This window comes from Rhodococcus sp. B10, from assembly GCF_011770055.1.
GTDB classification, from domain to species: domain Bacteria; phylum Actinomycetota; class Actinomycetes; order Mycobacteriales; family Mycobacteriaceae; genus Rhodococcoides; species Rhodococcoides kyotonensis_B.
Map to the genome: position 1 here is coordinate 13,781 of NZ_JAAFYV010000047.1, position 26,324 is coordinate 40,104.

Here is a 26,324-nt window from a genome sequence, read left to right on the forward strand (position 1 = left end):
TCTCACACATCGAAGTCGTGCACGCATTCTCTCCGAATACGGTGCACGACTTCGATATTCCGGTCACTTAGTGTGCGGGGTGAGCAGACGTCGGCGGAGCGCTGTCGCGGTTCGCGAACACCTTCGCGTAGCGCGTCCCTGCGAACAGCAGCAGAAGTCCGACGACGATGAACGCGCACACCCGGAACAAGCCGTCGAGCGCGACGAGATCGAACAGGAAGAGCTTCGCCACGGCCGCCGCGGTGAGTGACAGGCCGGCCAACAGCGCTGTGTGCGCATACTTTTCGTTTCGAAGGCCGATGACGAGCAGAACCATCGCCGTGACCATCCATTCGATCGTCGCCGCACAGTGCCCGGCGACGAATCCCGTGGACCCGCCCAGCGCTGCGACACCGAGAGCGACGGTGGCCGACGTCATCGCATACAACGACACCAGACCGGCGACGACCCAGCACGCCTCCAGATTCTTGTCCGCGATCGCCAACCGGCGAGCAGCCAGAACCGAACCGATTGCCGTGCCGGCCAACAGAATTCCAGCGATGACGACGCCGATGTTGCCCATGGCGTGGTCCGAGTCCGTCACCGCCTCGGGGGGTGCGACGACCAGGAATCCGAGCGCTCCCAGCGCCGCGAATCCACTGCCGAACCAGAATGCCGTCTTCGACGACATCTGCCATGCCGCGGCGATCAGGCCGGCCGCGACGACGAGGAGAGCCACCGGCCGCAGCTCGGCCGTTGTCGGCACCAAGACCGCCTGCAGAAGAGCGAACGACCCCGCAGCGGCGAGAACGATGCGCGCATGCGTCGGCAACCAGTGTGCGACGGCGATCGTCACGACACAAGTCAGCGCCACCATCGCCTCGATCAGTGTGTGCGTCCAGGGCACGAACAACACGCCGACAGCGAGAACCGGCACGGACACCACGGCCATCATCGCCGACGCCATCACATCGCCACCGTTGCGGCGCAACAACTCTGCAGTACTTCCGACTCCGAACACGAAGACGATGGACGACGCAACCAACAACTGTAGAGCGTTGTGCCACGGCAGGCTCCACGTCGCTCCCCTGGTGACAGCGACGAGCAGAACCACAACGACAGGAACCGTGCGAACGAGACCCAACAGCGGCCAGTCTCGGCCGAGTTGTGCCGGAAATCCGGCGATGAGAGTCACTGTGAAGAAAGCGATGAGCGGCAGCGTGATTCCGCCGGTGACCACGGGAGCACATGCAGCAACGCCGGCGAGAATCAACGTTGCCATCGGCTGCGACCGCCACGACACCGCCAGTACGACGCCTGCTGCCGCGACCCCGAACGCTGCGACCAATCCGAGAACCGGATGCAACCATCCGTAGATCGCCGTCACTGCAACGACATCCAGGAACAAGCCTGCGATACCGGTGGAGGCGACGGCAATTCCGCCGACCCGTCCACCCGGCCTGCCGTACACCCTGGCACCGACGGCAACCAACGCGATCGAGAGCACGGCTCCCGCGCCGACTCGCAGCGTCGACCCGAACCACCCGGCCTGTGCGGCCAGCACCAGAAGCATCACGACGCCGACGAGTGTGACGCCCGCACCTGCAACGGCCAGCAGGCGACTGATGACGCCGTCACGTTGCCACCAAGGCTCCTTCGTGGGAGCGGGGGCGGGAGCAGGTCGCGGCGGGCCTGCTACCGGAGGAGCCATCGGCACCGGACGTGGCGTCCACACCGGCTGCGGCTGCGGCTGCGGCTGCGGCTGCGGCTGCGGCTGCGGCTGCGGCTGCGGCTGCGGACGAGTCTGGGGGACCTGCGAGACCTGGGGCGGCGCGGATTGCACGGCGAGTTGCGCGTGTAGCGCGTTCAGATCACCGGACACCTGCCGCAGATGTTCACCCAGCGAGGCGAACTGGCCGGACAACCTGGCCACCAACTGAGGATCGACACGGTTACCACTCGAAAAGGTCATGCCTTTGATCGTCGAAGAATCGCGTCGGCGAAGCCTGAGTAGTGCTACTCGGTTTGTACTAGGGGTTTACGACACCCCGGCCCGTCAACCGCCGAACATCCGACGCAACGACGTGCCCATGGGGTGCTTCGCGGTGATGGAACCGAAGCGGATCTTACCCCGCACGATGACGTGCAGCCGTCCGATCGGCGGGCCGGTGCGGACTTTGTTGTTCGCACTGCCGCCGATCGTCTCCACGCCGTTGAGGTCGGCCGTTGCTTCGGGTGGGAGTACGAGCGAGATGGTGCCGCAATAATCGTCGACGGCCACTTCGACGACCTGGGTCGACATCACGGCCTGCGTGAAATCCAGCGTCACCGACGACATCTTGCTCTGGATCGTCAGCTGCGGCGGCACGTGCCACGGCCCCTTGCGCGTGACGGTCGACATCGTGGCCTTGACTACGTTGCTGCTGTCGCCGCCCCACGAGTTCGAGGCCCGCGTCACCTGCGGCGATGACTGAGGAGCTTGGACCGGCCGGTGGTCGTCGGCGATCTGCATGCCCGGCAGGTCGGCGAGGACGGAGTTGAGTTCACCGCGGGTCTTCGCGGCGAGGGCGGTGTCCATCCGTTCGGTGAACTCCCCGAGCGACAGCATCCCGAGTCCGACGGCCTTCTGCAGCAGGTGCCCTACGTGTTCCTTCTCCGCATCGGACACCCGAAGATTTCTCGCCTCCATGGCCACCAGGATAGGGGTCATACGGCCGTGGAGCCACGACCGAGAACGGCCAGCATGCCCTCGATCGAGGCGGGCCAACCGAATTGCTCTGCGCGCGAGCGTGCTGCGGTCCGTCGCGCGAGGGACGGCAGGTCCAGTACGCGACCGAGTTCGGATGCGAAACCGTCGGCCGTGTCGTCGAATCGCCCGCCGCACGCCGGGGTGACGATGTCCGCCAGAGCCGACGACCGTGACACGACGACGGGTGTTCCTGCTGCGAGCGATTCGAGCGCGGCGAGACCGAACGTCTCGTGCGGGCCCGGCGCCAGGGCCACATCGGCCGATGCAAGCAACGATGCAAGTTCGACGCGTGAGTCGACGAATCCGAGGAAGTCGACGGGAAGACCTTTCGCGCGACGCTCCAGCCCTGCCCGACGCGGCCCGTCGCCTGCTATCACGAGCCGGACATTGGAGCCCGAATGATGCAGTGCCGCAATGGAGTCGATGCTCCGTTCCACCTTCTTCTCGACAGACAAGCGACCACAGTGGACGAGCAGGGCGTCGGCGTCTCCGTGCCACCGCGATCGGTCGCCGCCGCGCCGTGTGGGATGAAAGAGATCGAGATCGACTCCGAGGGGGACTTCCGCGATGTTGCGGGCACCGATACGTTCGAATTCGCGACGCGCGAAACCCGTTGTGCAGACGACGGCGTCGTACGATTCGGCGGTGCGACGGTTCGCCACGTCGGCCAGCGCACGCGCAGCGGCCCGCGGCATGATCTGCGCGAGAAGCCGATCGAGACGTTCGTGCGAGATCATGACGCTGCCGACGCCGCGTCGTGACGCCCACGCTCCCATCCCGCGGAGCGTCAACCGGTCCGACACCTCGATGACGTCGGGCCGTAGTCCGGCCAGGATGTCGGCGATCGCACCGGGGTGGACGGCTCGGTAGCCGCCGGTGCGGGGAAGGCGAACCGCAGGCACGGTGACCCGAAGAACTCCCGTCGGGAGAATCTCCTCGGCTCGTTCGGCACCTGGCACGACCAGCACTGCTTCGTGTCCCCGCGCGGCGTACCCTGCCCCCAGTTGATCGACCGCGGTACGGAGGCCGCCGGAACGGGGTCCGTAGAAGTTCGCGAGTTGCACGATGCGCACCGGACCGAGTCTCCCGCCCGTCGCCGTCGGGAACATGACGACCACCCGAATCCTGGGCGAACTCGTCCTGGAGTTTTCGACTCGGACCTGCCGGGTAGCCCGTCGCGCATGGAAACGACGATCGACGCGACGGGCGAAGCACCTGCAGAGACGGCCTGGGAGCGGTACATGAAACCCGAGATGTGGTCGTCGTGGGCGCCGCAGATCATGGGCGTCGACTACGCCGAATCTCGTTTGCGCCCAAGAACATTCGGGAAGGTTCGAGGACCACTGGGATTTCCCGTGGACTTCGAGATCCTGGACGTGGACGAAACGGGTCGGACGTGGACGTGGAAGGCGTGGTTCGTCCACCGCAGCCTCGGCCTGACGCTCACCCACGGGGTGGCGTCGACGCCGAACGGCGCACGGACGTGGCTCACCGTGCGAGGCCCGTCCGCGTTCGTCCTCCCCTACGTACCGATTGCGAAGTTCGCGTTGATGCAGCTCGTCCGAAAGTGACTATTCGGACCGCGTCGTCGTCTTCGGATCCGTCGGGTGGTCGGTGACGTCCTCGGGATCGGGCGTCGGGAACGACGGCTTGTCCCCCGCCCCGTCCAGGTGGTCGTCGAACTCGCGGATCGCTTCGCCGCGTTCGCCGACGTCCTGACCGGTGTCCGCGTCGGTGCCGCGCGACTTCTCGGCCGGGTCGACGGTGGTGTCCACGGGCTTGTCTGTGTCGGTCATACCGCCCAGGGTGCCCACGCCGCGCGCGTCACAAACACGCCGTCACAGACCCTTCTCGATCGCGTAGCGCGTCAGCTCGACGCGGTTGGCCAGGTGCAGTTTGCGCAGCGTCGCCTGCACGTGATTTTCGACGGTTCGATGACTCAGGGTCAGCTTGGACGCAATCTGTTTGGCGCTCAACCCTTTCGCGACGAGTCGGAGCACCTCGGTCTCGCGATCGGTGAGCGTCGGGCTCGGCTTCTCCTGCGACGCGGGCGCAGTGGACATGCGTCGATACTCACCGAGAACCAACCCGGCGAGGCCCGGGGTGAACACGGCCTGACCTGCGGCGGTCGCGCGCACCGCATCGAACAACTCGTCGGCCGACGCGCTCTTGACGAGGTAGCCGGTGGCACCTGCCTTGATCGCATCGAGCACGTCGTCGCGCTCGGCCGACGCCGACAGCACCAGAATGCTGCTGCCTGGCGATCCGGCCAGCACCTGCCTCGTCGCATCGGCGCCGTTGCCGTCGGGCAGATGCATGTCCATCAGCACGACGTCCGGTTGCGTCGCGGTGGCCCGTCGCCCTGCTGCACCGACGCCGTCCGCGGTGGCTACTACGTCGAACCCCGCGGCCTCGAGGTCGCGCGCGACCCCGTCACGCCACATGGGATGGTCGTCGACGACCATGATCGTGATCTGTTCACCGGTCATCTCGTCCCCTTCGGTACACGTATTTCCCATTCGGTTCCCGACTCGTCGGTGTCCAGTTCTGCTGTGCCGCCCAGGGTTCGGATGCGTCCGACGATAGACTTCGACACCCCCATGCGCCCTTCTGCTTCCGCTTCGGCGAGTCGTCCGGCCGGGATTCCGCATCCGTCGTCGCGAATGCTGACGACGACCGTGTCACCCAGATCTTCGACCAGCACGAAGGCCCGGGCACCCTCCCCCGCGTGAAGGGCGACGTTGGACAGCGCCGTCGCGACAGCACTGGAAAGCTCGTCGGCAACATGCCGATTCAGCAGAACGGGATCGGCAGGGGCGGACAAGGAGATCGTCGTACCCGCCTGTTTCCGCAGCAGAGCGCCCAGATCGACGTCGACGCCTGCCTGGCTCGGCACCGCCTGCTCGGAGATCAGCATCCGCAGCGCGACCTCCTGCTCACCCGCGAGTTCGGCGAGTTCACCTGCAGCGCCGCCTATCTCACGACCTCTCCGTCGCACGAGCGCCAGCACCTGCAGCACACCGTCGTGCACCTGGCGTGCGAGACGTTCCCGCTCCTCGGTGATCGCGGCGAGTCGCGCCGCACGCTCGAGCTCCGCGTGCGCCCTCGTCGCGGTATTGCTCGCCAATCCGAGCGCCAGTCCCACCGACACCAGTACCGGCGCCGTCGCGTCGGTCCACAGGTCCAGATTCACTTGATCCCGTACCACCGCACTGACCGCGGCCAGCAGCACACCGGATGCGATGCCTCCTCTGGGCCCGAACAGAATTGCCGCCGAGATCACCGCGTTGGTAGCCCACAGCGTCGTCGGAAGCGTCTGGTGCGTGCTGTACCAATCATGTGGCGCGACAAGCCGAGTCGACGCCATCAGGCCGATGACGATGAACTGGTCCGCCAGCACGACCCTCCACCGCGCCACCGTCGATCGGGTCGTTCCTGCAGGCTCCACTCCCGCCGCACGGGACAGAAGCATCGCCGACACACCTGTCCACACGGCCATCGTGGCCACGAAGAACCAGCTCAACCGTTGGTTCGAGTAATAGGGCGCCGACGCGAACTGATAACTGACGGCGTACACGAGCGTGATCAGGCGGAACGCTTGCGACGCCCGCCAGAGAGGCCCGAGGGCGTCAGTCATCGTCGGGCTTGTTCAGGGACCCGCGATCGAGCGTGTCGTTGCCCGGATGCGGCGAATCCGGCGCTGCAGGAAACCTCGTCGTCGACGACGGGTCGTTCTCCTCGAGTTCCTCGAACACCTCGTCGGGGTCGTCGGCGAGCAGCGACCTGATCGCGGTGTTCAGGACGGCGACCACCGGGACCGCCAGGAGACCACCGACGATGCCCGCCAACAGAATTCCGACGGTGATGGCGAGCACCACGGCGAGCGGGTGGATCCGAACGGCGCGCCCGAGTAGAAGTGGTTGCAGCACATGCCCTTCCAACTGCATGACCGCCACGACGATGCCGAGTGTGATGAGAGCGGTGAGAAAGCCCTTCGTCACGAGCGCGATGAACACTGCGACGAATCCGGTCAAGAACGCACCGACGATCGGGACGAACGCACCGATGAACACGAGCGACGCCAACGGAAGCGCCAACGGCACACCGAGAACCGCGAGCCCTGCGCCGATACCAATGGCGTCGGCAGCCGCGACGGCCACCGTCGCGCGGACGTAACCGACGAGCGATCCGAACCCCTGGCTACCTGCCAACCGAATACGACGACGCGACGACGTCGGTGCCAGCCGCGTCACGAATTCCCAGATCTGATCGCCGCCGTACAGGAAGAAGATGAGCGTGAACAGCGTCAGCAACGCGCCGGTGAGGATCTCTCCGATCACCGTCGCCGTCGTCAGCGCTCCGCTGGTGACAGCAGCCTGATTGTCCTGGATGACCTTGACGACGCTGTCGCTCGCTTGCCGGATCTGATCCTGGCTGATGTGGAGCGGGCCGTCGGCCAGCCACTTCTGGATGTCGTTGATGGACGTCGTGAACTGATCGCCCAGCGCGGGCAGGCCCTCGACGAACTGCTCGACGACGAACGTCATGATGCCGGCGACGACGCCGATGCTCGCGATGATGACGATGACGACGGCAGCCGCTCGCGGAACTCCGCGGCGCTGCATCCAGTCGACGATCGGCAACAACATGGCCGACGCGAGCAGCGCCAGGGCGACCGGAATGATCACCGTGTCCAGGCGTCCGACCACGTAGCAGAACGTGATGAACCCAGCGAACAGGACGAGCAGCCGCCAGGTCCATGCGGCGCCGACGCGAACGAGCGGGTGGACAGCGTCGGCTGGATCGAAACGCTCCACAGTGGCAGGAGTCGAGCCTGCGGAACGACCAGATGTGTCAGGAGTGGAGCCTGCGGAACGACCGAGTGTGTCCGAAAACACCTTGGATGCTTCTGCCCGCGGCTCGTCTTGGGTCACCCGGTAAATTTAACCCGTGCTGGCATCTTTCCGAGCGGTCTCGCTCACGCTGAAGAGTCGCTGGCCGCTGTACATGTTGTCGATGCTGTTGGCGAACTTGTTCGGCGCAGTGTTGGTGTTCGCGTTCGTTCGATACGGGTTGCCGATCACGGAGTCCCAGTCGATCGTCGCGGACCGGGTTCGCAACGTCTACGTGTTCGGCGCGTACCTTGCTTTCGCCGGCACGATCAGTCTGTATTACGCCGCGCGGATGCTGCGCACGGTCGTCCGCTGGCAGCTACGGGGTGGGCCGCCGACACGTGCCGAACAGATGACGACTCTGCACGCTCCCCTGCGTCAGGCCATCGTGCACCTGATTCTGTGGGTCATCGGCGGCATCCTGTTCGTGCTGTTGACGGTGTCGGAGATGCCGTCGCTGTCGGTCGCGGTGATCGTCACCGTCGCGCTGGCTGCCACGGTGACGTTCGGTTTCACGTACATGCTCGGTGAGCGCATCCTGCGGCCGGTCGCGGCGATGGCACTCAGCGAGGGCCGTTTCGACCGGACCATGGCTCCCGGCGTCGGCACCCGCATGGCGATGACGTGGGGTCTGGGCACGTTGATGCCCGTCATCGGCATCATCCTGCTGTGCGCCACACAGCTGACGACGGATCTCGTGTTCTCCACCGACGCCCTCGCCATCGCGATCATCCTGCTCAGCGTCCTCGCGATCGGACAGGCGTTCATTCTGTCGATGCTGACGGCCAGCCAGATCTCCGATCCGATCCGGCAGCTGCGTCGAGCGATCGAGCGCGTCCAACGCGGTGACAACGACGTCGAGGTCGACGTGTTCGACGGCAGCGAGATCGGCCGGCTGCAGGTCGGCTTCAACCGAATGATGGAGGAAGCCGCGGAACGACGCGTCCTCCGCGAACTGTTCGGCCAGCACGTCGGCGAGGACGTGGCCCGACGCGCGTTGCAATTCGGTACCGAATTGGGCGGCGAGACGCGCTTCGTCGCGGTGCTGTTCGTCGACATGGTCGGGTCCACCGCGACCGCGTCGGAACGACCGCCGGGCGAGGTCGTCGTACTTCTCAACGAGTTCTTCCGTGTCGTCGTCGACGTGATCGACAAGCATCACGGCTTCGTCAACAAATTCATGGGCGACGCCGCACTCGCCATCTTCGGTGCGCCACTCGACCGTCCCGACGCGCCGACCGCCGCTCTCGCCGCAGCCCGTGACCTGCGGTTCGCGCTCAACGACATCGTCGGACTCGACATCGGCATCGGCGTCTCGGCCGGTCTCGCGGTCGCCGGCAACATCGGCGCCAAGGAGCGGTTCGAGTACACGGTCATCGGCGATCCGGTCAACGAAGCGTCCCGTCTGACCGAACTGTCCAAGCTGCGTCCGGGTCGCGTGCTGGCGTCGACGTCGGCGCTGTACTTCGCCAGCGACGAGGAACAAGAACACTGGGAGCTCGGAGATCAAGTTCAACTACGTGGCCGAGGCCGTCCCACTCACCTCGCGTGGCCAGTCGAGCATCCCTGATGACGTCGACCTAGTGGTTACGCTGTGAGGGTGCTCGAACCGACACCAGAGCCCGCGGCGGTGGGTCCGCGACGCCGGAACCGGTTTCGCGTGCTCAAGTGGGTGGCAGCGGTTGCCCTCGTCGGATTGCTGATCGGCGAGGGCATCTATCTCTGGCCACGTCTGCACGAATCGTGGAAGGCACTCACCGAAATACATTGGGGGTGGCTGGCGGCGTGCATCTTCATGCAGGCACTGTCGCTGAGCGCGTTCGGCCGGGTGCAGAAGCAGTTGCTGCAGGCCGGGGGTGTGCGCGTTCGGCAGGCCAAGTCGCTGTCCGTCATCTACGGCAGCACCGCGATGGCGTTGACGCTTCCCGCCGGCCAGGTCTTCTCGACGGCGTTCACCTATCGCGAGACCCGACGCTGGGGCGCGAGTCCGGTCGTGGCGTCGTGGCAGCTGGCGATCTCCGGCGTGATCGCGGCGGCAGGTCTGGCCGTACTCGGTGTCGGTGGCGCGTTGCTCGTCGGCGGTTCGGTCAACACGTTCACGCTCGTGCTGCCGATTGCGGGCGTCGTCGCGATCGTCGTCGGCGTTCGGTACGTCTCGGCGCATCCACAGTCGATCCGAAGTGCTGCGGGCTGGGTTCTCCACAAGGTCAACGACTTTCGCAACCAGCCGCGCGACGCGGGCCAGGAGCGCATCGACGAGATCATCGAGCAGGTCAAGTCGGTCCAGCTCGGCAAACGTGACGGCGCCCTGTCACTGACGTGGTCCGCGGTCCACCGCATCGCCGACGTCGCCTGCCTCGGTTTCGCGTGCTATGCCGTCGGCGCCGATCCTCGTCTGTCCGGCCTGCTGATCGCGTTCGCGGCGGGTAAAGCCGTCGGTTCGGTTCCGCTGGCTCCCGGCGGACTCGTCGTCGTCGACGCCACCCTCATCGCGTTCCTCACCAGCGCCGCCAGCATCAGCGCGTCGCAGTCCGTTGCGGCTGCCTTCGTCTACCGCGGTGTCAGCTTCATCCTCGTCGCCCTCGTCGGCTGGGTCGTGTTCCTCGTGTTGTTCCGCAAACACCAGCACGAAGACCTGCACTACGACCTCGAGATGGAACAGCGCGAGACCAAGCAGCTGCAGAAAGACGCCCGCACCGCCCGCGAGGCGCAGCCCGAACGCCGCGGGCCCGATCCCGAGCCGGCCTGAGCTGCGTCTCTGCCCCCGCCCGTGGACCGAATGTCACCTTCGGTCACTCGGCGCGCAGCGAGGGCGTCCTTCGCTCACCTTGCGCGCAGCGAGGGCGTCCTTCGGTCACTCTGAGTGACCCGATAGCCACATTCGGTCCGCCCGCGCATTCGCCCGCCCGGAGCGAGGGCGCCCCTTGCTCACTCTGAGTGACCCGATAGCCACATTCGGTCGAACCAGGGCGCCCCCGACCGGCCACGAAAAATTTCCCCCGGAATAGATGCGGACCCCGGTCCGTTTGTGTACTATACAAACTTGAAACTTCAACCTTGAGGAGCTAGTCATGACCGCATCCATCGCACTGCCCGAGTTGGCCCCCGGCACCTGGACCATCGATCCCGCACACTCGACCATCGGCTTCACCGTTCGCCACCTGATGGTCAGCAAGGTTCGCGGCCGTTTCCAGAACTTCAGCGGCGCCGTCACGGTCGCGGAGGACGGCACCCCGTCCGTCAACGCGGAGATCGACGTCGCGTCCATCACCACCGACAACGAGCAGCGCGACGGCCACCTCAAGACCGCCGACTTCTTCGAGGTGGAGAAGTTCCCGACCGCCACGTTCACCTCCACGTCCGTCAAGGCCGACGGAGGCGACTTCGTCGTGACCGGTGACTTCACGCTGCACGGCGTCACCAAGTCCGTCGATCTGAAGCTCGAGTTCAACGGCGTCAACCCGGGCATGGGCGCAGGACCGGTCGCAGGCTTCGAGGCCACCACCGTCCTCAACCGCAAGGACTTCGGCATCAGCATCGACATGCCGCTCGAGGGTGGCGGCGCTGTCGTCGGCGACAAGATCACGCTGAACCTCGACATCGAAGCCGGTCTGGCTTCCTGATTCGAGCGGAAGGCGACGGCGGCACCCTAGGGTGTATCGGGTGAACAAGCGCAGCCCGATCATTGCCGCCGTCGTCGACCTCGTTCTGGTCCTTGTCTTCTGCGCGATCGGTCGCCGCAGTCACGACGAGGCGAACGTCATGGCCGGGCTGTTTCACACAGCCTGGCCTTTCGTCGTCGGGGCGGTCATCGGCTGGATCGCGACGGTCACGCTCTACCGCGACAAGTTCGACGCCTTTCTCATCCTCCCGACGGGCATTCTCGTATGGGTGTCGACGGTTGTCTTCGGCATGATCCTGCGCGTCGTCAGCGGTCAGGGCACGGCATTCAGCTTCATCGTCGTCGCGTCGACGGTTCTTGCCGTGTTCCTGCTGGGATGGCGCGCCCTCGCCAAATTGATACCCGTCTCGAAAAACTGATCTGCAGATACTCCCGAACACCGGCCGATCGTGAAACAGTTCACCTATGGCCGAACTACAGGACAAGCAGAGCACCGGGTTCTTCGGACAGCCGTTCGCGCTGGCGAATCTCTTCGGTGTCGAGATGTGGGAGCGTTTCTCGTTCTACGGGATGCAAGGCATCCTCATCTACTACTTGTACTACTCGGTGTCCGAGGGTGGCCTCGGAATTCCCGAATCGTCGGCGACGTCGATCGTCGGCGCATACGGCGGAACCGTGTATCTGTCCACGATTCTCGGCGCATGGATAGCCGACCGACTTCTCGGTTCGGAACGCACTCTGTTCTACAGCGCGATCATGATCATGTTCGGACACATCGCGTTGGCCGTTCTGCCCGGATTCCTCGGCGTCGGAGTCGGTTTGATTCTCGTTGCGTTCGGCAGCGGCGGGCTCAAAGCGAATGCGACGTCGTTGGTCGGCGATCTGTACGACGAGCACGACACCCGTCGCGACGCAGGCTTCTCCCTCTTCTACATGGGCATCAACATCGGCGCGTTCATCGGGCCGTTGCTGACCGGCCTCGCTTGGGACAAGCTCGGGTTCCACGCCGGATTCGGTTTGGCCGCAATCGGTATGGCGCTCGGCCTCATTCAATACACGATCGGGCGCAAACACCTGCTCGGAATCGGTGCCACGCCGCCCCATCCGCTCCCTGCGAGCGACCGTATGAAGTGGGGCGCGATCGGCGTCGCCGCGATCGTCGTCGTCGCCTTACTGTCCGTCTTCGGCGCCATCACAGCGTCGAATTTGTCCGACGTCGTCGTCGGCGTCACCATCGTCGCTGCGGTCGCCTACTTCGCAATCATTCTGTCCAGCAAGCACATCACGCAGATCGAGCGTCGACGCGTCATCTCGTTCATCCCGATGTTCATCGCGAGTGCCGCGTTCTGGTCACTGTTCCAGCAGCAGTTCACGACCGTTCCGCTCATCGCGGACACCGAACTCGACCGCAATCTGTTCGGCTGGGACTTCCCGCCGTCGTGGGTTCAGTCCATCAATCCCGTGTTCATCATCATCTTCGCCGGTGTGTTCGCGGCGATGTGGACGAAGCTCGGCGATCGCCAACCGTCGACGCCCCTGAAATTCGCTGCAGGAGTGGGCATCATGGGCCTGGCGTTCCTTGCCTTCGTGCCGTCGCTGGCCGGTGACAACATGCCGCTTCTGGCTCTCGTGGGAATCCTCCTGCTGTTCACGTTCGCCGAATTGTTCCTGTCCCCGGTCGGCTTGTCGTTGTCGACCAAGCTCGCGCCGAAGAACTTCCACACCCAGATGGTGGCGTTGTTCTTCCTGTCCGTGGCATTGGGTTCCGCGATGGCGGGCACTCTGGCCGGCTACTACGACCAGGCCGACCCGAATCCGTTCTTCTACACCGTCGGTGGCGCGTCGATCGCCGTCGGTGTCGTCATCGCGGCGATGTCGCCGTGGATCAAGAAGATGATGAGCGGGGTGCAGTAGTCGAAACCGGCACGGCTACTTCAGAAACAACCAGGCCGCGAGCCCCAGACCACACAGTCCGACGCCGATGCGCAGGACCGTCGGTGGAATCACCTTCACCACCGGCGGTCCCGAGTAGCCCCCGACGAACGCGCCGATGCCCAGCGCCAATGCGGCGAGCCAGTTCACTTCACCGGAGAACGCGAAGATCACGGCAGCAACGAGGTTGGCCACGCCCAGGAAGAAGCTCTTCAGAATGCTGGCGCGCCACATGGAGTTCGACGTGCACACCAGCGCGAGCGCCAGGAATATGACTCCCGCCCCCGCCCCGAAATACCCGCCGTAGATCGCGACGAAGAACAGACCGACGGGATAGAACCTCTGTGCCGTCCCGCCGGCTCCACTCCCGTGCCCCTGGGCCGGCCCGCCGGCTCCACTCCCGTGCCTCTGGGTCGTTCCGCCGGCTCCACTCCCGTGCCCCTGGGTCGGTCCGCCCGCCAGCAGCCGCAGCCGGGGTTGCACCAGCAACGCCACCGCGGCGAAGGCAACGAGAAACGGGACGACGATCTCGAAGGATCCCGCGGGCGCCCACAACAGCACGAGCGCACCCACCAACCCGCCGATCGCCGAGTAGGCGGCGAAGCGCACCAACTGCTTGCCGTCCTTCGCCAGTTCCGACGACGCGTTCGCCGTCGCACCGATTCCGGCGGCCACCAACCCGACCGTGTTGGTCACGTTCGCCGCCACCGGCGGAAGCCCGGCAGCAAGAAGCGCGGGGTACGACACCAGCGACGCGAGCCCGGTCACGAATCCGACGAGGCCCGCGAAGAAACCGGCGACGACGAGCAAGCCGAAATCGAGCAGAGTCACGAACAGTAAAGCTACCGTGGCTAAAGACTTGGCCGGCTACTCGGCTTTGCCGGAGTCCATCTCCCGGAGCAGCATGGTGCTCATCTTCACGGCTTGGTCTGTGCCGTCGGCATTCTCGATGTAGACGGCGAACGCCAGGTCGCCGCGGTTGGCGATGAACCACCGATCGTCACCGCTGTTCCCCGAGAAGCCGGTGAGACCCCCGTAGGAATCGAGACCGGCGTCGTGTGCGGAGTTCCGCATCATGTCCCGCAGCGTGGCCAGCGCTTCCGGGGCGATGGACGCCGTCTCCTTGTCGGCCACCGCGGTCTGGCCCGCGACGATCGACGGTAGAGGCGCCGCGCCACGTGCGATCGCAGCGCCGATCTGTGCCAGACCGAACGGCGTGATCGACACTTCCGACGTCTCGTTGCCGACGGTCCGGATGCGGTCGATGGAGTTGTTGCCCGACGGCACCTGGCCGGTGTAGGCGTCGAGACCCGGCATCGAGTAGTTGACGCCGAGACCGAGTTGCGTCGCGTTGGAGTCGTCACCCCTGGTGACGGCGTCGACGAGATGCGACGCCGACCCGAGCGGATACATCCCCGAGAACGCGATCTGCCCCTGCTCGTTGGCGTAACTGTTCTGCGCTGTCGCGACGATGGCGCCTGTCGACGGCTGGATAGCAACGATCGACGCTGCGGTTCCGACGCTGACGACGGCTTCTTCGGCTGCCAGCTGGATGCGGGGGTCGAGCGTCGCGTGCAGGTCCGGTCCGGGGGGACCCTGGAATCCGGCCTGCCGCGTGACGACGCCGTCCGGACCGGTGACGTCGACGGCCCATCCGGAGGTGGCGTCTCGATTGTCCTGCCACGCCTTGCGCAACGAATCGAGCAGCGGCGATGTGATTCGGCGATCCCCGGCGATGAGCTTCGGCGTCGGAACGACGACGACACCGTCGATGGCTCGCAGGTCGTCCTCGAGAACACCGAAGTCGTCGTCGCGCAGGTTGACCGCGAGGATCGGGCTTCCCGGCGTCGCAGCGAGGTCGCGTTGCAGGCTTTCGGCGGTGATCAGGGGTGCCACGACGTCGATGACGTCGGCCAGTCGCGTCGTGGATGCCACGGGGTCTGCCATGCGCGACGGGTCGAGCATGATCGCGTTGATCGTCCGCTCGTTCATCAGCACGTTCTGCGCGGCGTCGAAGACAAGCGGCGGCGCTGCGTCGGTGCGGACGTAGCGGACGGATCCACCCGCGGGCATGTCGGGCGCGAGCATGTCCTGCTCCCACGTGATTCGCCAGCCGACGCTCAACTTCTTGGCGGTGCCGCGTGTCGAGTACGACCAGTCCTTGGCGTCCCCGAAGTTCCAGTCCGACGCCATCGTGAAGAAGCCGGACGAGTCGTCGAGTCCGATGAACTGCGTCAGCTCGAAGTCGCCTGTCGGCGGTCCGCCTGCGGACAAACCGTCGAACATCTGCGTGATGCTCGCAGCGGCGGCGTTGGGATAGGACGTGAGATTCGCTGCCGCCGAGACGTCACGCGCATTGAGTGCGTCGACGAAATCACCGACCGCCGCCTCGCCGGCGTTCTCGGGCCGATCCAACATCCATACCGCCGCGGTCGAGGACAAGACGAGCGTTGCCCCCACTGCTACTACGTAACGTCCCCGTTTCGCGCTCACGCGCGCCGCCCTCCCTGAACCCATGCTTCATTCTAGTCACTTCAGTCACACGCGTAACAAGCACGGGATTCACACGCTCTGGTCACGAATTCGCTACACGCCTCCCCACGTGCTTTTCCCGCCTGCATTCATCGTGGTCAATCGTGACGCCCAACACAAGGCCGTAAACCGTCACAATAAGCAAACGACGGGCAAATGAGCGCCTAGCGCAGGAACCGTCCTGCGGCCTCCAGGGCGGGGGCCGAACTCTGTCCGCCGGCGACGAACACGGCGAACGCCAGATCACCCTGGATCCCGACGAACCAGCCATGTGCGCCTTCGTTGTTCGGCCCGAACTCGGCGGTTCCGGTCTTACCGAGCAGGCCAGGGATGTCCTGCAGTTGCGTAGCGGTTCCGGCGGTGACGGTCTCGCGCATCATCGCCCTGATCTGCTCCGCGACCACCGGGTCGACCGAGACGGGCGTCGCGTCCGCCGTGCCCGGTTGACCGCTCACGAGAGTGGGCGCCTTCAACGCCCCTCCCGCGATCGACGAGGCCACCAGCGCCATCCCGAACGGCGACGCCGTTACCTGTCCTTGACCGATGGCCGACTCGACGCGTGCCGCAGGGGTGTCCGCGACCGGGACGGTGCCGGTGACGGTGGTCAGGCCTGGCGTTACGTAATCGACACCGAGTCCGTATTGCTGCGCGGTCTTCTGCAGGCCGTCGGCGGGCAGTTCGACGCCGAGGCGCCCCATCGTCGTGTTGCACGAGCGGGCGAATGCGGTGTGCAGCGGAACGTCCCCGAGGTCGAAGTTGTCGTCGTTCGGAATCTGACGGCCTTCGATGTTCTCGGTGCCGGGGCACGGAAGGATCGTGTCCGGCGTTGCGGTGCCCGCCTCGAGCGCAGCCGACGTCGTCACCGTCTTGAACGTCGATCCCGGCGGATACAGCCCGGTCAACGCGATCGGTCCCTCTGCGTCGGCGGCCGCGTTCTGCGCGACGGCGAGCACGTTTCCGGTCGACGGCTGCAGCGCGACGATCGCCGCTTGCTGCGGCAGCGATGTCAGCGCATTCTCGGCCTTCAGCTGCAGACCCGCGTCGAGAGTCGTCGCGATGTCGGGAGCAGGCGTCGCGTCGACACCCGCCAACTGCTGGACTGCCCCGTCGGCGGAAATGGACTGTACGGACCAGCCCTTGTTCTCGTCGAGCTGCTGTTGCCACAGCTCCGAGACACCGGTCAACGCGGGCGACGCCAACGCGCGGTCGGTCGTCAGCAGACGAGTCTGCGGCGCGAGTGTGACGCCAGGAAGCGCCGCGAGCGGGGCTGCGATCGGATCGAGGTCGGACTGACGCAGCGAGACCACGGTGAGCGCGTTGCCCTGTGCTGCAGCTCGATCGGCAGCGATCGATTCGGCCGAGATGGTCGGAACGATCGGCGTGATGTACGACGCGACCGCGGCGGGGTCGGCGGACGCGTCGATGTTCACGAGCGTGACGACCTGCTGGGACATCAATTCGACGCCTGTTCGGTCGAACACCTTGGGCGTGACGAGCGCATCGGTCGACGTGTAGCGCACTGTGCTGTCGGCCGTCAGGCCCGGTGCGAGGACGGCAGGATCCCACTGGATCCTCCACCCCTGATCGGTCTCGGTCGCCGTCGCCTGCGTGTCGTACTGCCACTGTTTGGGCTCGCCGTCGGGCTCTTCGGTGCCGTCGTTCGTCGTCGAGAAACGCCATGTCGCGTCGAGCGTGACCGCGCCACCTTCTTCCGACGCCGATTCGACGGTGAAGTCCGGCGTCGCCGTGACGGACCCGCCGGCGCCGAGCCCGTCGTACAGGCCCGTCAGCGCAGCCGACGCGGCCACCGGATCGGTCGTCAGCTGCGCGGCGGCCTCGGCGGACCCGCTGTTGATCGCATCGACGAATTGTTGGGCGGTGGTCTGCGGTTCGGGTGGGCCGTCGTCACCGCATCCCGCGAGGACCAAGGCCGTGACAGCGACGAGGGCGGAAACCGTCTTCTTCGAAGTGCGCACGCACTTGATCATGCCCCACCCGTGGCGGATATCGCTGCAACGGAGTAATCATGTAAGTGTGTAATCAAACGCAACCAAGGAGTTGTCATGAGACACCATGGAAGAAAGTTCGGACGACCCGGTGGGTGGCAGCAAGCCGACGCACCGGACACCGGTGACGCCGCAGAATGGTTCAGCGGACGGCTTCCGGAAAGTTGGTTCGCCGGCGACGCGACGATCGAGGTGGACCGGGAGGAGATCGTCGTGATCGGCGAACTTCCCACGCCCGACGACGCATCGGCCGCGTCGACCGAGGGTCGCATCGCGCGGTTCCGCGAGACCACGCGTCAGGACCGGATGCAGATCGCCGACGAGGCGGAGGCACGCTACGGACGCAAGGTGGCGTGGGGCGTGGCCGTCGACGGGGAGGCGGTGCTCTTCACCCACCTCGCCGTTCCGGTGATGACCCGCCTGCGACAGCCGGAGCGCAAGGTATTGGACACGCTCGTCGATGCAGGCGTCGCGCGATCTCGTGCCGATGCGCTGTCCTGGGCCGTCAAACTCGTCGGTGAACACACCGAGGAATGGCTCGGAGAGCTGAGGGAGGCGATGAGCAAGGTCGACGATCTGCGCAAGAAGGGCCCTTCGGGCACGTGAGCGGAAATGCGTGCCAGAGCACGCATTTCCACGCACGACCACAAATGGGGTTGCGTGTGCGACGCACCCGGGTTTAATCTGGCTCTCGCCTTGTCGTCGACAGAGTTGGAGAGGCCGTTGCTCTTCTAGAGGTTCGTTCGCCTGCTTGTACGCACGCATACCTCTGGAGCAATCATGTCTACCTCTTCATCCCTGCGCATTTCCGATCTCGGGTTCACCTGGCCGGACGGCAGCCGCGTGTTCGACGGCCTCGACGCCGTGTTCCCCACCGGCAGAACAGGTCTCGTCGGGTCCAACGGTGCGGGCAAGTCGACGCTGATGAAACTCGTTGCGGGAGAATTGCACCCCCAACGCGGCTCGATCACCGTTCCCGGCGAGCTCGGCTACCTCCCGCAGGACATCACCCTGCGCGCAGGCAGGCGCGTCGACGACATTCTTCGTATGCGTGAACTTCGACAGGCGCTGCACCGCATCGAGATCGGAGAATTCACCGACGACGACTTCGCTATCGTCGGCTCCCGGTGGGATGCGGAGGAGCGTGCCGTCGCGCTGCTCGACAAGTTGGGATTGGGCCACATCGTCGCACGACCGGAGGATCTCGATCGCGTCGTCGGAACGCTGTCCGGCGGTGAATCGATGCTGCTCGCGCTCACTGCGGAACTACTCGCGGAGCCGGATGTGCTGCTCCTCGACGAGCCGACCAACAACCTCGACCGAGACGCCCGCGCACACCTCTACCAGGCCGTCCAGTCGTTCCAGGGCGTGCTGATCGTGACGAGTCACGACCTCGATCTGCTCGCGATCATGGACACCACTGCCGAGGTTCGAGCCGAGCGAGACGGGGTCAGCCGCCTGCGCATGTTCGGCGGTAACTACGAGCACTACCGTGACGTCGTCGTCGCGGAACAGGAGGCTGCGCGCGCCGCGGTGCACGACGCCAAGAACGATGTGCGCAAGCAGGAACGCGAATTGATCGAGGCCAGAACCAAACTCGATCGTCGCGCCCGGTACGGCAAGAAGATGAACGAGCAGAAGCGTGAACCCAAGATCGTCATGGGCAACCGCAAACGGGCAGCACAGGTCTCGGCGGGCAAGCTACGGGGCAACCACCTCGACAAGGTGAGCGACGCACAAGCGGTTCTCGCCACGGCCGAGGATCGCCTCCGTGACGACCGCGAGGTCCGCGTCGAGCTCCCCGCGACGAAAGTGCATGCGGGACAGAGGATCGTTTCGGTCGCTTCACTGGAGATCGTGGGACCGGAACGCATCGCACTGATCGGACCGAACGGTAGCGGCAAGACAACGCTGCTGCGACAGCTCGCGGACGCGGAACCCGCTGTGCCGTGGCGATACCTGCCGCAACGCCTCGACGTGTTCGACGAGTCTCGGTCGGTGGCCGAGAATGTTGCGGCAGTCGCGGCACACGCGTCGAACGAGCAGATTCGAGCCCAGTTGGCGCGCTTTCTTTTTCGCGGGAGCGACGCGGATGCCGTCGTCGACACGTTGTCCGGGGGTGAGCGTCTCCGTGCTGCACTGGCGACCATTCTGCTCGCCGAACCCGCGCCGAGGTTCCTGATGCTCGACGAACCCACCAACAATCTCGACCTCGCCAGCAAGGCCCACCTGACGGAGGCGTTGGCGAGTTACGAGGGTGCGCTCGTCGTCGCGAGTCACGACTTACCGTTCCTGCGGGATCTCGAGCCGACGCGATGGGTCGAACTGGAGCGTGCATGATGGACGAGTGGACTTCGCGACGAACCCCTCGGATGGAACTCGGATCGCCTACACCGTCGTGGGCTCGGGTCCGCCACTGCTCATGGTGCACGGAAGTCTGCTGACACACACGATCTGGCGCACGTTCGGGTACGTCAAAGCCTTGCGTCCGCGTAGGTCGTTGATCCTGCCCGACATGCGCGGGCACGGCCGGAGCGACAAACCGCACGACGTCGACGCGTACCGCATGGACAATATCGTCGGCGATCTCGTGGCCGTCCTCGACGAGGTGGGTGTCGACAAGGCGGACTACTGGGGTTACTCGTACGGTGCGCGCGCCGGCCTGACATTGGCAGCGCGGGCACCCGAGCGCGTCAATTCCCTTGTTGCCGGCGGAGGTTCGCACGGACCGCAGAAGGGGGCGTTCGATCGGCTGTTCTTCCCGGGGTGCGCGGACGTCCTCGCGACCGGAGGCATGGACGGCTTCATCGACGAATGGAACCGCCACCGCCTGTTTCCGGTGGACCCTGCGACCCGAGCCGTGTTCAGCGCCAACGATTCCGACGCCATGGCCGCCTACTTCCGCGCGTCCGACGCCGAACCCGGGTTGTCCGACGACACGCTGCGCGGACTCGGTGTTCTTTCGCTGTTCTACGTCGGCTCCGAGGACACGACGCGTCGGGACGACTCGCGCGCGGCAGCCGCGCTCGTTCCTGACTCGGAGTTCCACCTGATCGACGGGTTCGACCACTCGACGACGCCCGCCGCGGGCGACGAGGTGCGGCGCGTCGTCGAGCCGTTTCTGGACCGAATGTCACCTTCGGTCACTTGAGGTCGGGCGCGGCCCGAATCCGGACCGAGGGCGTCCCTTGCTCACTCAGAGTGAGCGAGGGCGTCCTTCGGTCACCTGGGGCTCGGCCCGAGTCCGGACCGAAGGCGCCCCTTGCTCACTCAGAGTGAGCGAGGGCGTCCTTCGGTCACCTGGGGCGCGGCTGCCCCGACGCGCCGCCGGTCAGAGATGCAGGTCCCGCTTCCGGATGAGCCCGGTGGCGATGACGCTGACGACCGAGGTTCCGACGAGGAAGCCGCAGGCCAGCCAGGGCGACCCGCTGCCCGCGGCGATGAGGGCCGTCAGGATGAGCGGGGTGACACCGGAAGCGTAGATGCCGGAGAACTGGTAGACGATCGACAGCCCCGTGTACCGGATCTCGGTCGGGTACAGGCTGGCGTACAGGGTGCCTTGCGCGCCGTAGAAGAGTGCGTGGACGAATCCGAACACGAGAACGAGGCCGAGCCCGAAGAACCAGAGGTTGCCTGTCCCGAACAGCGCGAACACCGGGAACACGGCGACGCCGTAGAGCGCGATGCCGATGATGTAGATCTGCTTGGCGCCGTAGCGGTCGACCAACAGCCCGGAGACAGGCAGGAGAACGGCCATGATCACCGCGGCGACGGTGACGACGAGCAGCACGGGCACTTTCTCGAAGTCGAGTCCGGTTGTCGCATAGGTGATCGCGAAGACACCCCACGTGTTGAACGCAGCGCCCTCACCCCAGCGAGACAGCAGTCCGAGGACGGTTGCTCGAATCGATCTGCGCGCGAACACGTCTCGAACGGGTGCCGACGACCGCTGCTTCAGGTCGGTGACTTCCTGGAAGGCCGGGGTCTCCTCGACTTTCAGTCGCACGATGAGCCCTACGGCCACGAGCACGAGGCTCAGCAGAAATGCGATGCGCCAGCCGTACGCCAGGAAGGCGGCGTCGTCGAACACGGTTTGTAGAAGCGCGAACATCGCTGTGCCGAGCGCCAATCCGAGCGCCAGACCGATCTGAGGGATGCTGCCGAACAGGCCACGCTTCTTCTCGGGACTGTGTTCGACGGCCAGCAGAACAGCACCTGCCCATTCACCGCCGAGCGCGAAGCCCTGCAGAATTCTGAGCAGCAGCAACAGAATCGGCGCCAGTACGCCGATCTGCTCGGCCGTCGGCAAGGCACCCATCAGCGCGGTGGCGATGCCCATGATGAACATCGTCAGCGCGAGGGTCTTCTTACGTCCGATGCGATCGCCGAAGTGGCCGAACACCACTCCGCCGACGGGGCGGACGACGAAGCCGACCGCGAACGTCGCGAAGGAGAGCATCGTGCCGACGAACGAACTCTGGTCGGGGAAGAACAGCTGATTGAACACCAGGCTCGCGGCCGTGGCGTACAGGAAGAAGTCGTACCATTCGACGGTCGTTCCGAGAAGGCTTGCGGCGACGACGGTACGGAGGCGCTTCCGTCTGGCCGGGTCCGATTCTGCCGCGGGCTCGGCGATTGCAGTCATGTGTCGCGACAGTAACTAGGCATCGCCTACAGGTCAGCATTTGAAATCATCGTGATTCGAACTCTGGCGAGCACTCCGAAGCACTGCCAGAATCGGCCGATATGTCTCTGCGCTTTCATTGGTTCCTGCCCACCTACGGCGATTCGCGCAACCTGATGGCAGGCGGCCACGGGTCTTCGATGTCCGGTGACCGACCGGCGACTTTGAAGTATCTGAATCAGATCGGTGCCGCGGCCGAGGACAACGGTTTCGAGGCGGTGCTCACGCCGACCGGCGCATGGTGCGAGGACGCGTGGCTCACGACGGCCATGATGATCGATACGACGGAGACCCTGAAGTTCCTCGTCGCGCTGCGGCCGGGACTGATCGCTCCGACGCTCGCAGCCCAGATGGCGGCGACGTTCCAGTGGCAGTCCGGCGGCAGGTTGCTGCTCAACGTCGTCACGGGCGGTGAGGACCACGAGCAGCGACGGTTCGGCGATTTCCTGACCAAGAACGAACGCTACGAACGCTGCGGCGAATACCTCGACGTGACGCGTCGCCTCTGGGCCGACGACGGACCTGTCACCTTCGACGGCAAATACATCAAGGTCGAGGAGGCGTCGCTGCAACGACATCCGGAGCCGACGCCGCCGATCTTCTTCGGTGGCTCGTCCCCTGCCGCCGGGACCGTCGCGTCGCAGTTCGCCGATACCTACCTGACGTGGGGTGAGCCGCCGGCTGCCGTGGCGTCGAAGATCGCGTGGATCCGCGACCTCGCGGACGTGCAGGGACGCACGCTCGACTACGGCATCCGCCTGCACGTCATCTCACGCGACACATCCGAGCAGGCCTGGGCCGAGGCCGACCGTCTGCTGGCGAACCTCGACCCCGCGACGGTCGACGCCGCGCAGGCAAGTCTCGCCCGGTCGGCGTCCGAAGGTCAGCGTCGGATGCGTGAACTGCACGGCGGCGGCGACGCGTACCAGCAGGGCGCGGACGCCCGTTCGCTCGAGATCGCACCGAACCTGTGGACGGGAGTCGGCCTGGTGCGCGGCGGCGCGGGAACGGCTCTCGTCGGATCGCACGAGGAAGTGGCCGACCGAATCGCCGAGTACGCGTCGATCGGGCTCGATCACTTCGTGCTGTCCGGCTACCCGCACCTCGAGGAAGCGTTCCACTTCGGCGAGGGCGTGCGGCCGATCCTGGAGAAGCGCGGTCTCGTACAGCCGCGGTCGCGCGAACACGCCACGACCGGCATTCCGTTCCGGTAATACCCTCGTGCGTGGGAATGTACAGCGGGCTGTACATTCCCACGCACGGGTCGCCTACTCCCGAAACTCCCCCGTCAACACCTCGCCGGAGTTCTCCCGCGCCCGCAGTTCGACGCGGCGGATCTTGCCCGAGATGGTCTTCGGCAGTTCGAAGAACTCGATCCGTCGGATCCGCAGGTACGGGGCCAGGTTCTCGCGGGCGTACTTCAGGATCTGAGAAGCCGTGTCCTCGTTCGGTTCCCACCCCGCGGCCAGCGAGACGTACGCCTTCGGCACGGCCAGGCGTGTCTCGTCGGGAGCGGGGACGACGGCAGCCTCGGCCACGGCCGGGTGCTCGATCAGCACGCTCTCGAGCTCGAACGGCGACACCTTGTAGTCCGACGCCTTGAACACGTCGTCGGTCCTGCCCACGTACGTGATGTAGCCGTCCGAGTCCCGGGATGCGACGTCGCCTGTGTGGTAGTACCCGCCGGACATGACCTGTTCGTTGCGTTCGGCGTCGCCGAGGTATCCCGTCATCAGATTGAACGGTGACGCCGCGAGATCGAGGCAGATCTCGCCCTCGTCGGCCCTCGTACCGGTCACCGGGTCGACGATGACGACGGGAACACCGGGCAACGGCCGACCCATCGATCCGAACTTCAGCTCCGCGCCCGGTGTATTGCCCACGAGCGCAGTGGTTTCCGTCTGTCCGAAGCCGTCACGGATCGTCAGGCCCCACTGCTTCTGCACGTGCGAGATGACCTCGGGGTTCAACGGCTCGCCCGCACCGATCGCTTCGCGCAGAGCGCCCTTGCCGCCGGAGATGTCGGCCTGAATCAGCATGCGCCACACCGTCGGAGGCGCGCAGAACGTCGTGACCTCCGCTCGACGGATCTGCTGGAGCAGAGCCTTCGCGTCGAACCGGCTGTAGTTGTAGATGAAGATGGTCGCCTCGGCGATCCACGGCGCGAAAAAGCAGCTCCACGCATGCTTCGCCCAGCCCGGTGAACTGATGTTGAGGTGGACGTCGCCCGGCTTCACGCCGAGGAAGTACATCGTCGTCAGATGTCCGACGGGGTACGACACCTGCGTGTGTTCCACGAGTTTCGGCTTGCTCGTCGTGCCCGACGTGAAGTACATCAGCAGACGGTCGCTGGGCGCGGTGACGGACTCGAACGGCCGGGGATCCTGGACGTCGTACGCCGCGTGGTAGTTCGTCCATCCGTCCGTGTCACCGACGGAGATACGCAGGTAGTCGCCCGGGACCTCGTCGAACTTCGGAGCATCCGACGGGTTGGCGACGACCGCCCTCGCCTGTCCCCGTTCCACACGATCGACGAGGTCGACGGTTCCGATGGCCGTCGTCGTCGGCATCAACACCGCGCCGAGCTTCATGACGGCGAGCATCGTCTCCCACAGTTCGACCTGGTTGCCGAGCATCAGGATCACCGAGTCGCCGCGTCCGATGCCGAGCGACTCGAGCCACCGCGCGACCTGGTCGGATCTACGGGCCATGTCGTCGAAGCTGTACTTGGCCTCGGAACCGTCTTCCTCGACGATCCACAGCGCTGTCGTGTCGTTGCCACGGGCGATGGCGTCGAACCAGTCGATCGCCCAGTTGAACGTGTCGGGGAACGACGGCCACTCGAAGTCGGTCAGGGCCGTGTCGTACTGGCCGTACGCGCCGAGCAGCACGTCGCGCGCCTGCCTGAACGCCTTGGTTGCCGTTCCGTCCGTCATCGAAGCTCCTTGAATGTGGCACACGTCTCAGTCCGCCTCAGGCTAGAACGCCGTCGAAAAGCCGCGCTACCCCCGAACAGGGGTGACGGGACAGTCGGCGTTAAGTGCGCGCCAAGCGGTCGGCGGCAGTCTTCGAGCCATGACAACGACACGGAAGACCCAGAAAATCACCTCCGACGCCGACCTCCTCGGAATCCGGCTCGCCCATCGCGCGATGCGTCGCGACGCCTCCCGCCTCGTCGCGTTGTGTGCCGGGCTCGGCGAGGGCATCGAGAGTCCCGACGCGAAGCAGGTGGCCGCTATCTCCGAGTACGTTCACCTGTTCGCCGACAGCATCCATCACCACCACACCACCGAGGACGACGTCCTGTGGCCGAAGATCGTCGCGTCGGTCGGTCCGCACATCGACCTGAGCGATCTGACCGAGGATCACGAAGCCCTCGATCCGTTGCTCGACGAGCTGCGCGCGGCCGCCGACGGTCTCCCCGACAGCCTGCCGCGCCTGACCGCCGCGCTGGTGCAGTTGAAGAACGAACTCGACGAGCACATCGAGGACGAGGAACGCACGATCTTTCCCCTCATCACGGAGCACCTCCCGCTGGCCGAGTGGGAAGCCGTCGAGAACGCGGCGCGCACGGGCGGCAAGGTCGACTTCGAACTTCCCCGAGCATTCGACGTGCTGACCCCGGATGAACTCGTCCGGTTGAAGAAGGAAGGCGGGATGATGCTGCGGGTGATGATCCCGTTCCTCCGTCGCAAGTACCGACGTCGAGAACGAGCCTGTGGCCTGTGACCGCACTCCCGTTGTGTTGCAACTCTTTTCGCGATGACACCATCACCACGGCCTGAACACCCGGTACGGTCGGCGCGCCCAAAACCGTCTCACGGTTCATTGACAACGTCGTCGCCGCGGGTGGACAGTGGATTACGGTGGAGGTGACGGGTCGGGGTCGACCGCAGTCACGACAGGAGCGGGGTGGGCTCCGACTGTC

At 65.5% G+C, this 26,324-nt stretch carries 23 protein-coding genes; 11 read left to right on the forward strand and 12 right to left on the reverse strand.

Annotated elements, in window-relative coordinates; translation table 11 throughout:
* Positions 1–67: 67 nt before the first annotated feature.
* The 3 genes from RhoFasB10_RS23565 to RhoFasB10_RS23575 all read right to left on the reverse strand — a co-directional run bounded on the left by RhoFasB10_RS23565 (position 68) and on the right by RhoFasB10_RS23575 (position 3,801).
* On the reverse strand, positions 68–1,951 hold the full coding sequence (locus RhoFasB10_RS23565; RefSeq protein WP_206031287.1) for a DUF2339 domain-containing protein: 1,884 nt from the start codon (positions 1,949–1,951) through the stop codon (positions 68–70).
* Between the two features lie 84 nt (positions 1,952–2,035).
* Positions 2,036–2,668, reverse strand: a complete 633-nt coding sequence (locus RhoFasB10_RS23570; RefSeq protein WP_068427589.1) for a DUF1707 domain-containing protein — start codon at positions 2,666–2,668, stop codon at positions 2,036–2,038.
* A 17-nt stretch (positions 2,669–2,685) separates the two neighbouring features.
* A complete protein-coding gene (locus tag RhoFasB10_RS23575; protein ID WP_346764472.1) occupies positions 2,686–3,801 on the reverse strand; it encodes a glycosyltransferase in 1,116 nt (371 codons plus the stop codon).
* 108 nt (positions 3,802–3,909) lie between these two features.
* Here RhoFasB10_RS23575 and RhoFasB10_RS23580 point away from each other — a divergent pair, with 108 nt between their 5' ends.
* Positions 3,910–4,299, forward strand: coding sequence for a MarR family transcriptional regulator (locus RhoFasB10_RS23580; protein ID WP_167678857.1), 390 nt, complete (start codon positions 3,910–3,912; stop codon positions 4,297–4,299).
* Here RhoFasB10_RS23580 and RhoFasB10_RS23585 read toward each other — a convergent pair whose 3' ends face one another.
* The 4 genes from RhoFasB10_RS23585 to RhoFasB10_RS23600 are packed head-to-tail and all read right to left on the reverse strand — an operon-like array spanning position 4,300 to position 7,545.
* Entirely contained in the window at positions 4,300–4,524 is a 225-nt protein-coding gene (locus tag RhoFasB10_RS23585) for an autophagy-related protein 2 (RefSeq protein ID WP_114332736.1), read from the reverse strand. It abuts the gene before it with no gap.
* A 42-nt stretch (positions 4,525–4,566) separates the two neighbouring features.
* Positions 4,567–5,217, reverse strand: coding sequence for a response regulator transcription factor (locus RhoFasB10_RS23590; RefSeq protein ID WP_068427587.1), 651 nt, complete (start codon positions 5,215–5,217; stop codon positions 4,567–4,569).
* Entirely contained in the window at positions 5,214–6,365 is a 1,152-nt protein-coding gene (locus RhoFasB10_RS23595) for a DUF5931 domain-containing protein (protein ID WP_167678859.1), read from the reverse strand. Before RhoFasB10_RS23595 ends, RhoFasB10_RS23590 begins: the two co-directional genes overlap by 4 nt.
* A complete protein-coding gene (locus RhoFasB10_RS23600) occupies positions 6,358–7,545 on the reverse strand; it encodes an AI-2E family transporter (protein WP_068427584.1) in 1,188 nt (395 codons plus the stop codon). The genes RhoFasB10_RS23595 and RhoFasB10_RS23600 overlap by 8 nt, the downstream gene beginning before the upstream one ends.
* 190 nt (positions 7,546–7,735) lie before the next feature.
* Here RhoFasB10_RS23600 and RhoFasB10_RS23605 point away from each other — a divergent pair, with 190 nt between their 5' ends.
* From RhoFasB10_RS23605 to RhoFasB10_RS23625, 5 genes are all read left to right on the forward strand, one after another.
* The gene (locus RhoFasB10_RS23605; protein ID WP_068427628.1) at positions 7,736–9,190 is read left to right on the forward strand and encodes an adenylate/guanylate cyclase domain-containing protein; all 1,455 of its coding nucleotides are present in this window, start codon (positions 7,736–7,738) and stop codon (positions 9,188–9,190) included.
* Positions 9,191–9,220: 30 nt separating this feature from the next.
* On the forward strand, positions 9,221–10,369 hold the full coding sequence (locus tag RhoFasB10_RS23610) for a YbhN family protein (RefSeq protein WP_167674310.1): 1,149 nt from the start codon (positions 9,221–9,223) through the stop codon (positions 10,367–10,369).
* A 322-nt stretch (positions 10,370–10,691) separates the two neighbouring features.
* Entirely contained in the window at positions 10,692–11,243 is a 552-nt protein-coding gene (locus RhoFasB10_RS23615) for a YceI family protein (RefSeq protein ID WP_167678861.1), read from the forward strand.
* Between the two features lie 40 nt (positions 11,244–11,283).
* Positions 11,284–11,661 (forward strand): DUF3054 domain-containing protein, encoded by a 378-nt coding sequence (locus RhoFasB10_RS23620; RefSeq protein WP_167678863.1) that lies wholly within the window; start codon positions 11,284–11,286, stop codon positions 11,659–11,661.
* A 46-nt stretch (positions 11,662–11,707) separates the two neighbouring features.
* Positions 11,708–13,156 (forward strand): peptide MFS transporter, encoded by a 1,449-nt coding sequence (locus RhoFasB10_RS23625; RefSeq protein WP_167678865.1) that lies wholly within the window; start codon positions 11,708–11,710, stop codon positions 13,154–13,156.
* A gap of 15 nt (positions 13,157–13,171) precedes the next feature.
* On the opposite strand, the gene RhoFasB10_RS23630 is transcribed toward RhoFasB10_RS23625, so the two are convergent.
* The 3 genes from RhoFasB10_RS23630 to RhoFasB10_RS23640 form a co-directional block, all read right to left on the reverse strand.
* The gene (locus RhoFasB10_RS23630) at positions 13,172–14,005 is read right to left on the reverse strand and encodes a sulfite exporter TauE/SafE family protein (RefSeq protein ID WP_167678867.1); all 834 of its coding nucleotides are present in this window, start codon (positions 14,003–14,005) and stop codon (positions 13,172–13,174) included.
* Between the two features lie 36 nt (positions 14,006–14,041).
* Positions 14,042–15,691, reverse strand: coding sequence for an NTF2-like N-terminal transpeptidase domain-containing protein (locus RhoFasB10_RS23635; protein WP_206031288.1), 1,650 nt, complete (start codon positions 15,689–15,691; stop codon positions 14,042–14,044).
* A gap of 179 nt (positions 15,692–15,870) precedes the next feature.
* Positions 15,871–17,694 carry a penicillin-binding transpeptidase domain-containing protein gene (locus tag RhoFasB10_RS23640; RefSeq protein ID WP_167678869.1) on the reverse strand — a complete coding sequence of 608 codons (1,824 nt, stop codon included), beginning with the start codon at positions 17,692–17,694 and terminating at the stop codon, positions 15,871–15,873.
* Positions 17,695–17,769: 75 nt separating this feature from the next.
* Here RhoFasB10_RS23640 and RhoFasB10_RS23645 point away from each other — a divergent pair, with 75 nt between their 5' ends.
* The 3 genes from RhoFasB10_RS23645 (at position 17,770) to RhoFasB10_RS23655 (ending at position 20,863) form a co-directional block, all read left to right on the forward strand.
* On the forward strand, positions 17,770–18,318 hold the full coding sequence (locus tag RhoFasB10_RS23645) for a hypothetical protein (RefSeq protein WP_068427571.1): 549 nt from the start codon (positions 17,770–17,772) through the stop codon (positions 18,316–18,318).
* A gap of 174 nt (positions 18,319–18,492) precedes the next feature.
* On the forward strand, positions 18,493–20,052 hold the full coding sequence (locus RhoFasB10_RS23650; protein WP_206031289.1) for an ATP-binding cassette domain-containing protein: 1,560 nt from the start codon (positions 18,493–18,495) through the stop codon (positions 20,050–20,052).
* Between the two features lie 7 nt (positions 20,053–20,059).
* Positions 20,060–20,863 carry an alpha/beta hydrolase gene (locus RhoFasB10_RS23655; protein WP_167678871.1) on the forward strand — a complete coding sequence of 268 codons (804 nt, stop codon included), beginning with the start codon at positions 20,060–20,062 and terminating at the stop codon, positions 20,861–20,863.
* Positions 20,864–21,043: 180 nt separating this feature from the next.
* Here the strand turns inward: RhoFasB10_RS23655 and RhoFasB10_RS23660 are convergent, their stop codons facing one another.
* A complete protein-coding gene (locus tag RhoFasB10_RS23660) occupies positions 21,044–22,357 on the reverse strand; it encodes an MFS transporter (RefSeq protein WP_167678873.1) in 1,314 nt (437 codons plus the stop codon).
* Positions 22,358–22,458: 101 nt separating this feature from the next.
* Here RhoFasB10_RS23660 and RhoFasB10_RS23665 point away from each other — a divergent pair, with 101 nt between their 5' ends.
* Positions 22,459–23,610, forward strand: a complete 1,152-nt coding sequence (locus tag RhoFasB10_RS23665; RefSeq protein ID WP_167678875.1) for an LLM class flavin-dependent oxidoreductase — start codon at positions 22,459–22,461, stop codon at positions 23,608–23,610.
* Positions 23,611–23,664: 54 nt separating this feature from the next.
* Here RhoFasB10_RS23665 and RhoFasB10_RS23670 read toward each other — a convergent pair whose 3' ends face one another.
* Entirely contained in the window at positions 23,665–25,332 is a 1,668-nt protein-coding gene (locus tag RhoFasB10_RS23670) for an AMP-binding protein (protein WP_167678877.1), read from the reverse strand.
* 139 nt (positions 25,333–25,471) lie between these two features.
* Between RhoFasB10_RS23670 and RhoFasB10_RS23675 the strand changes: the two genes are divergently transcribed.
* Positions 25,472–26,125, forward strand: coding sequence for a hemerythrin domain-containing protein (locus tag RhoFasB10_RS23675; RefSeq protein ID WP_167678879.1), 654 nt, complete (start codon positions 25,472–25,474; stop codon positions 26,123–26,125).
* Positions 26,126–26,324 lie beyond the last annotated feature (199 nt).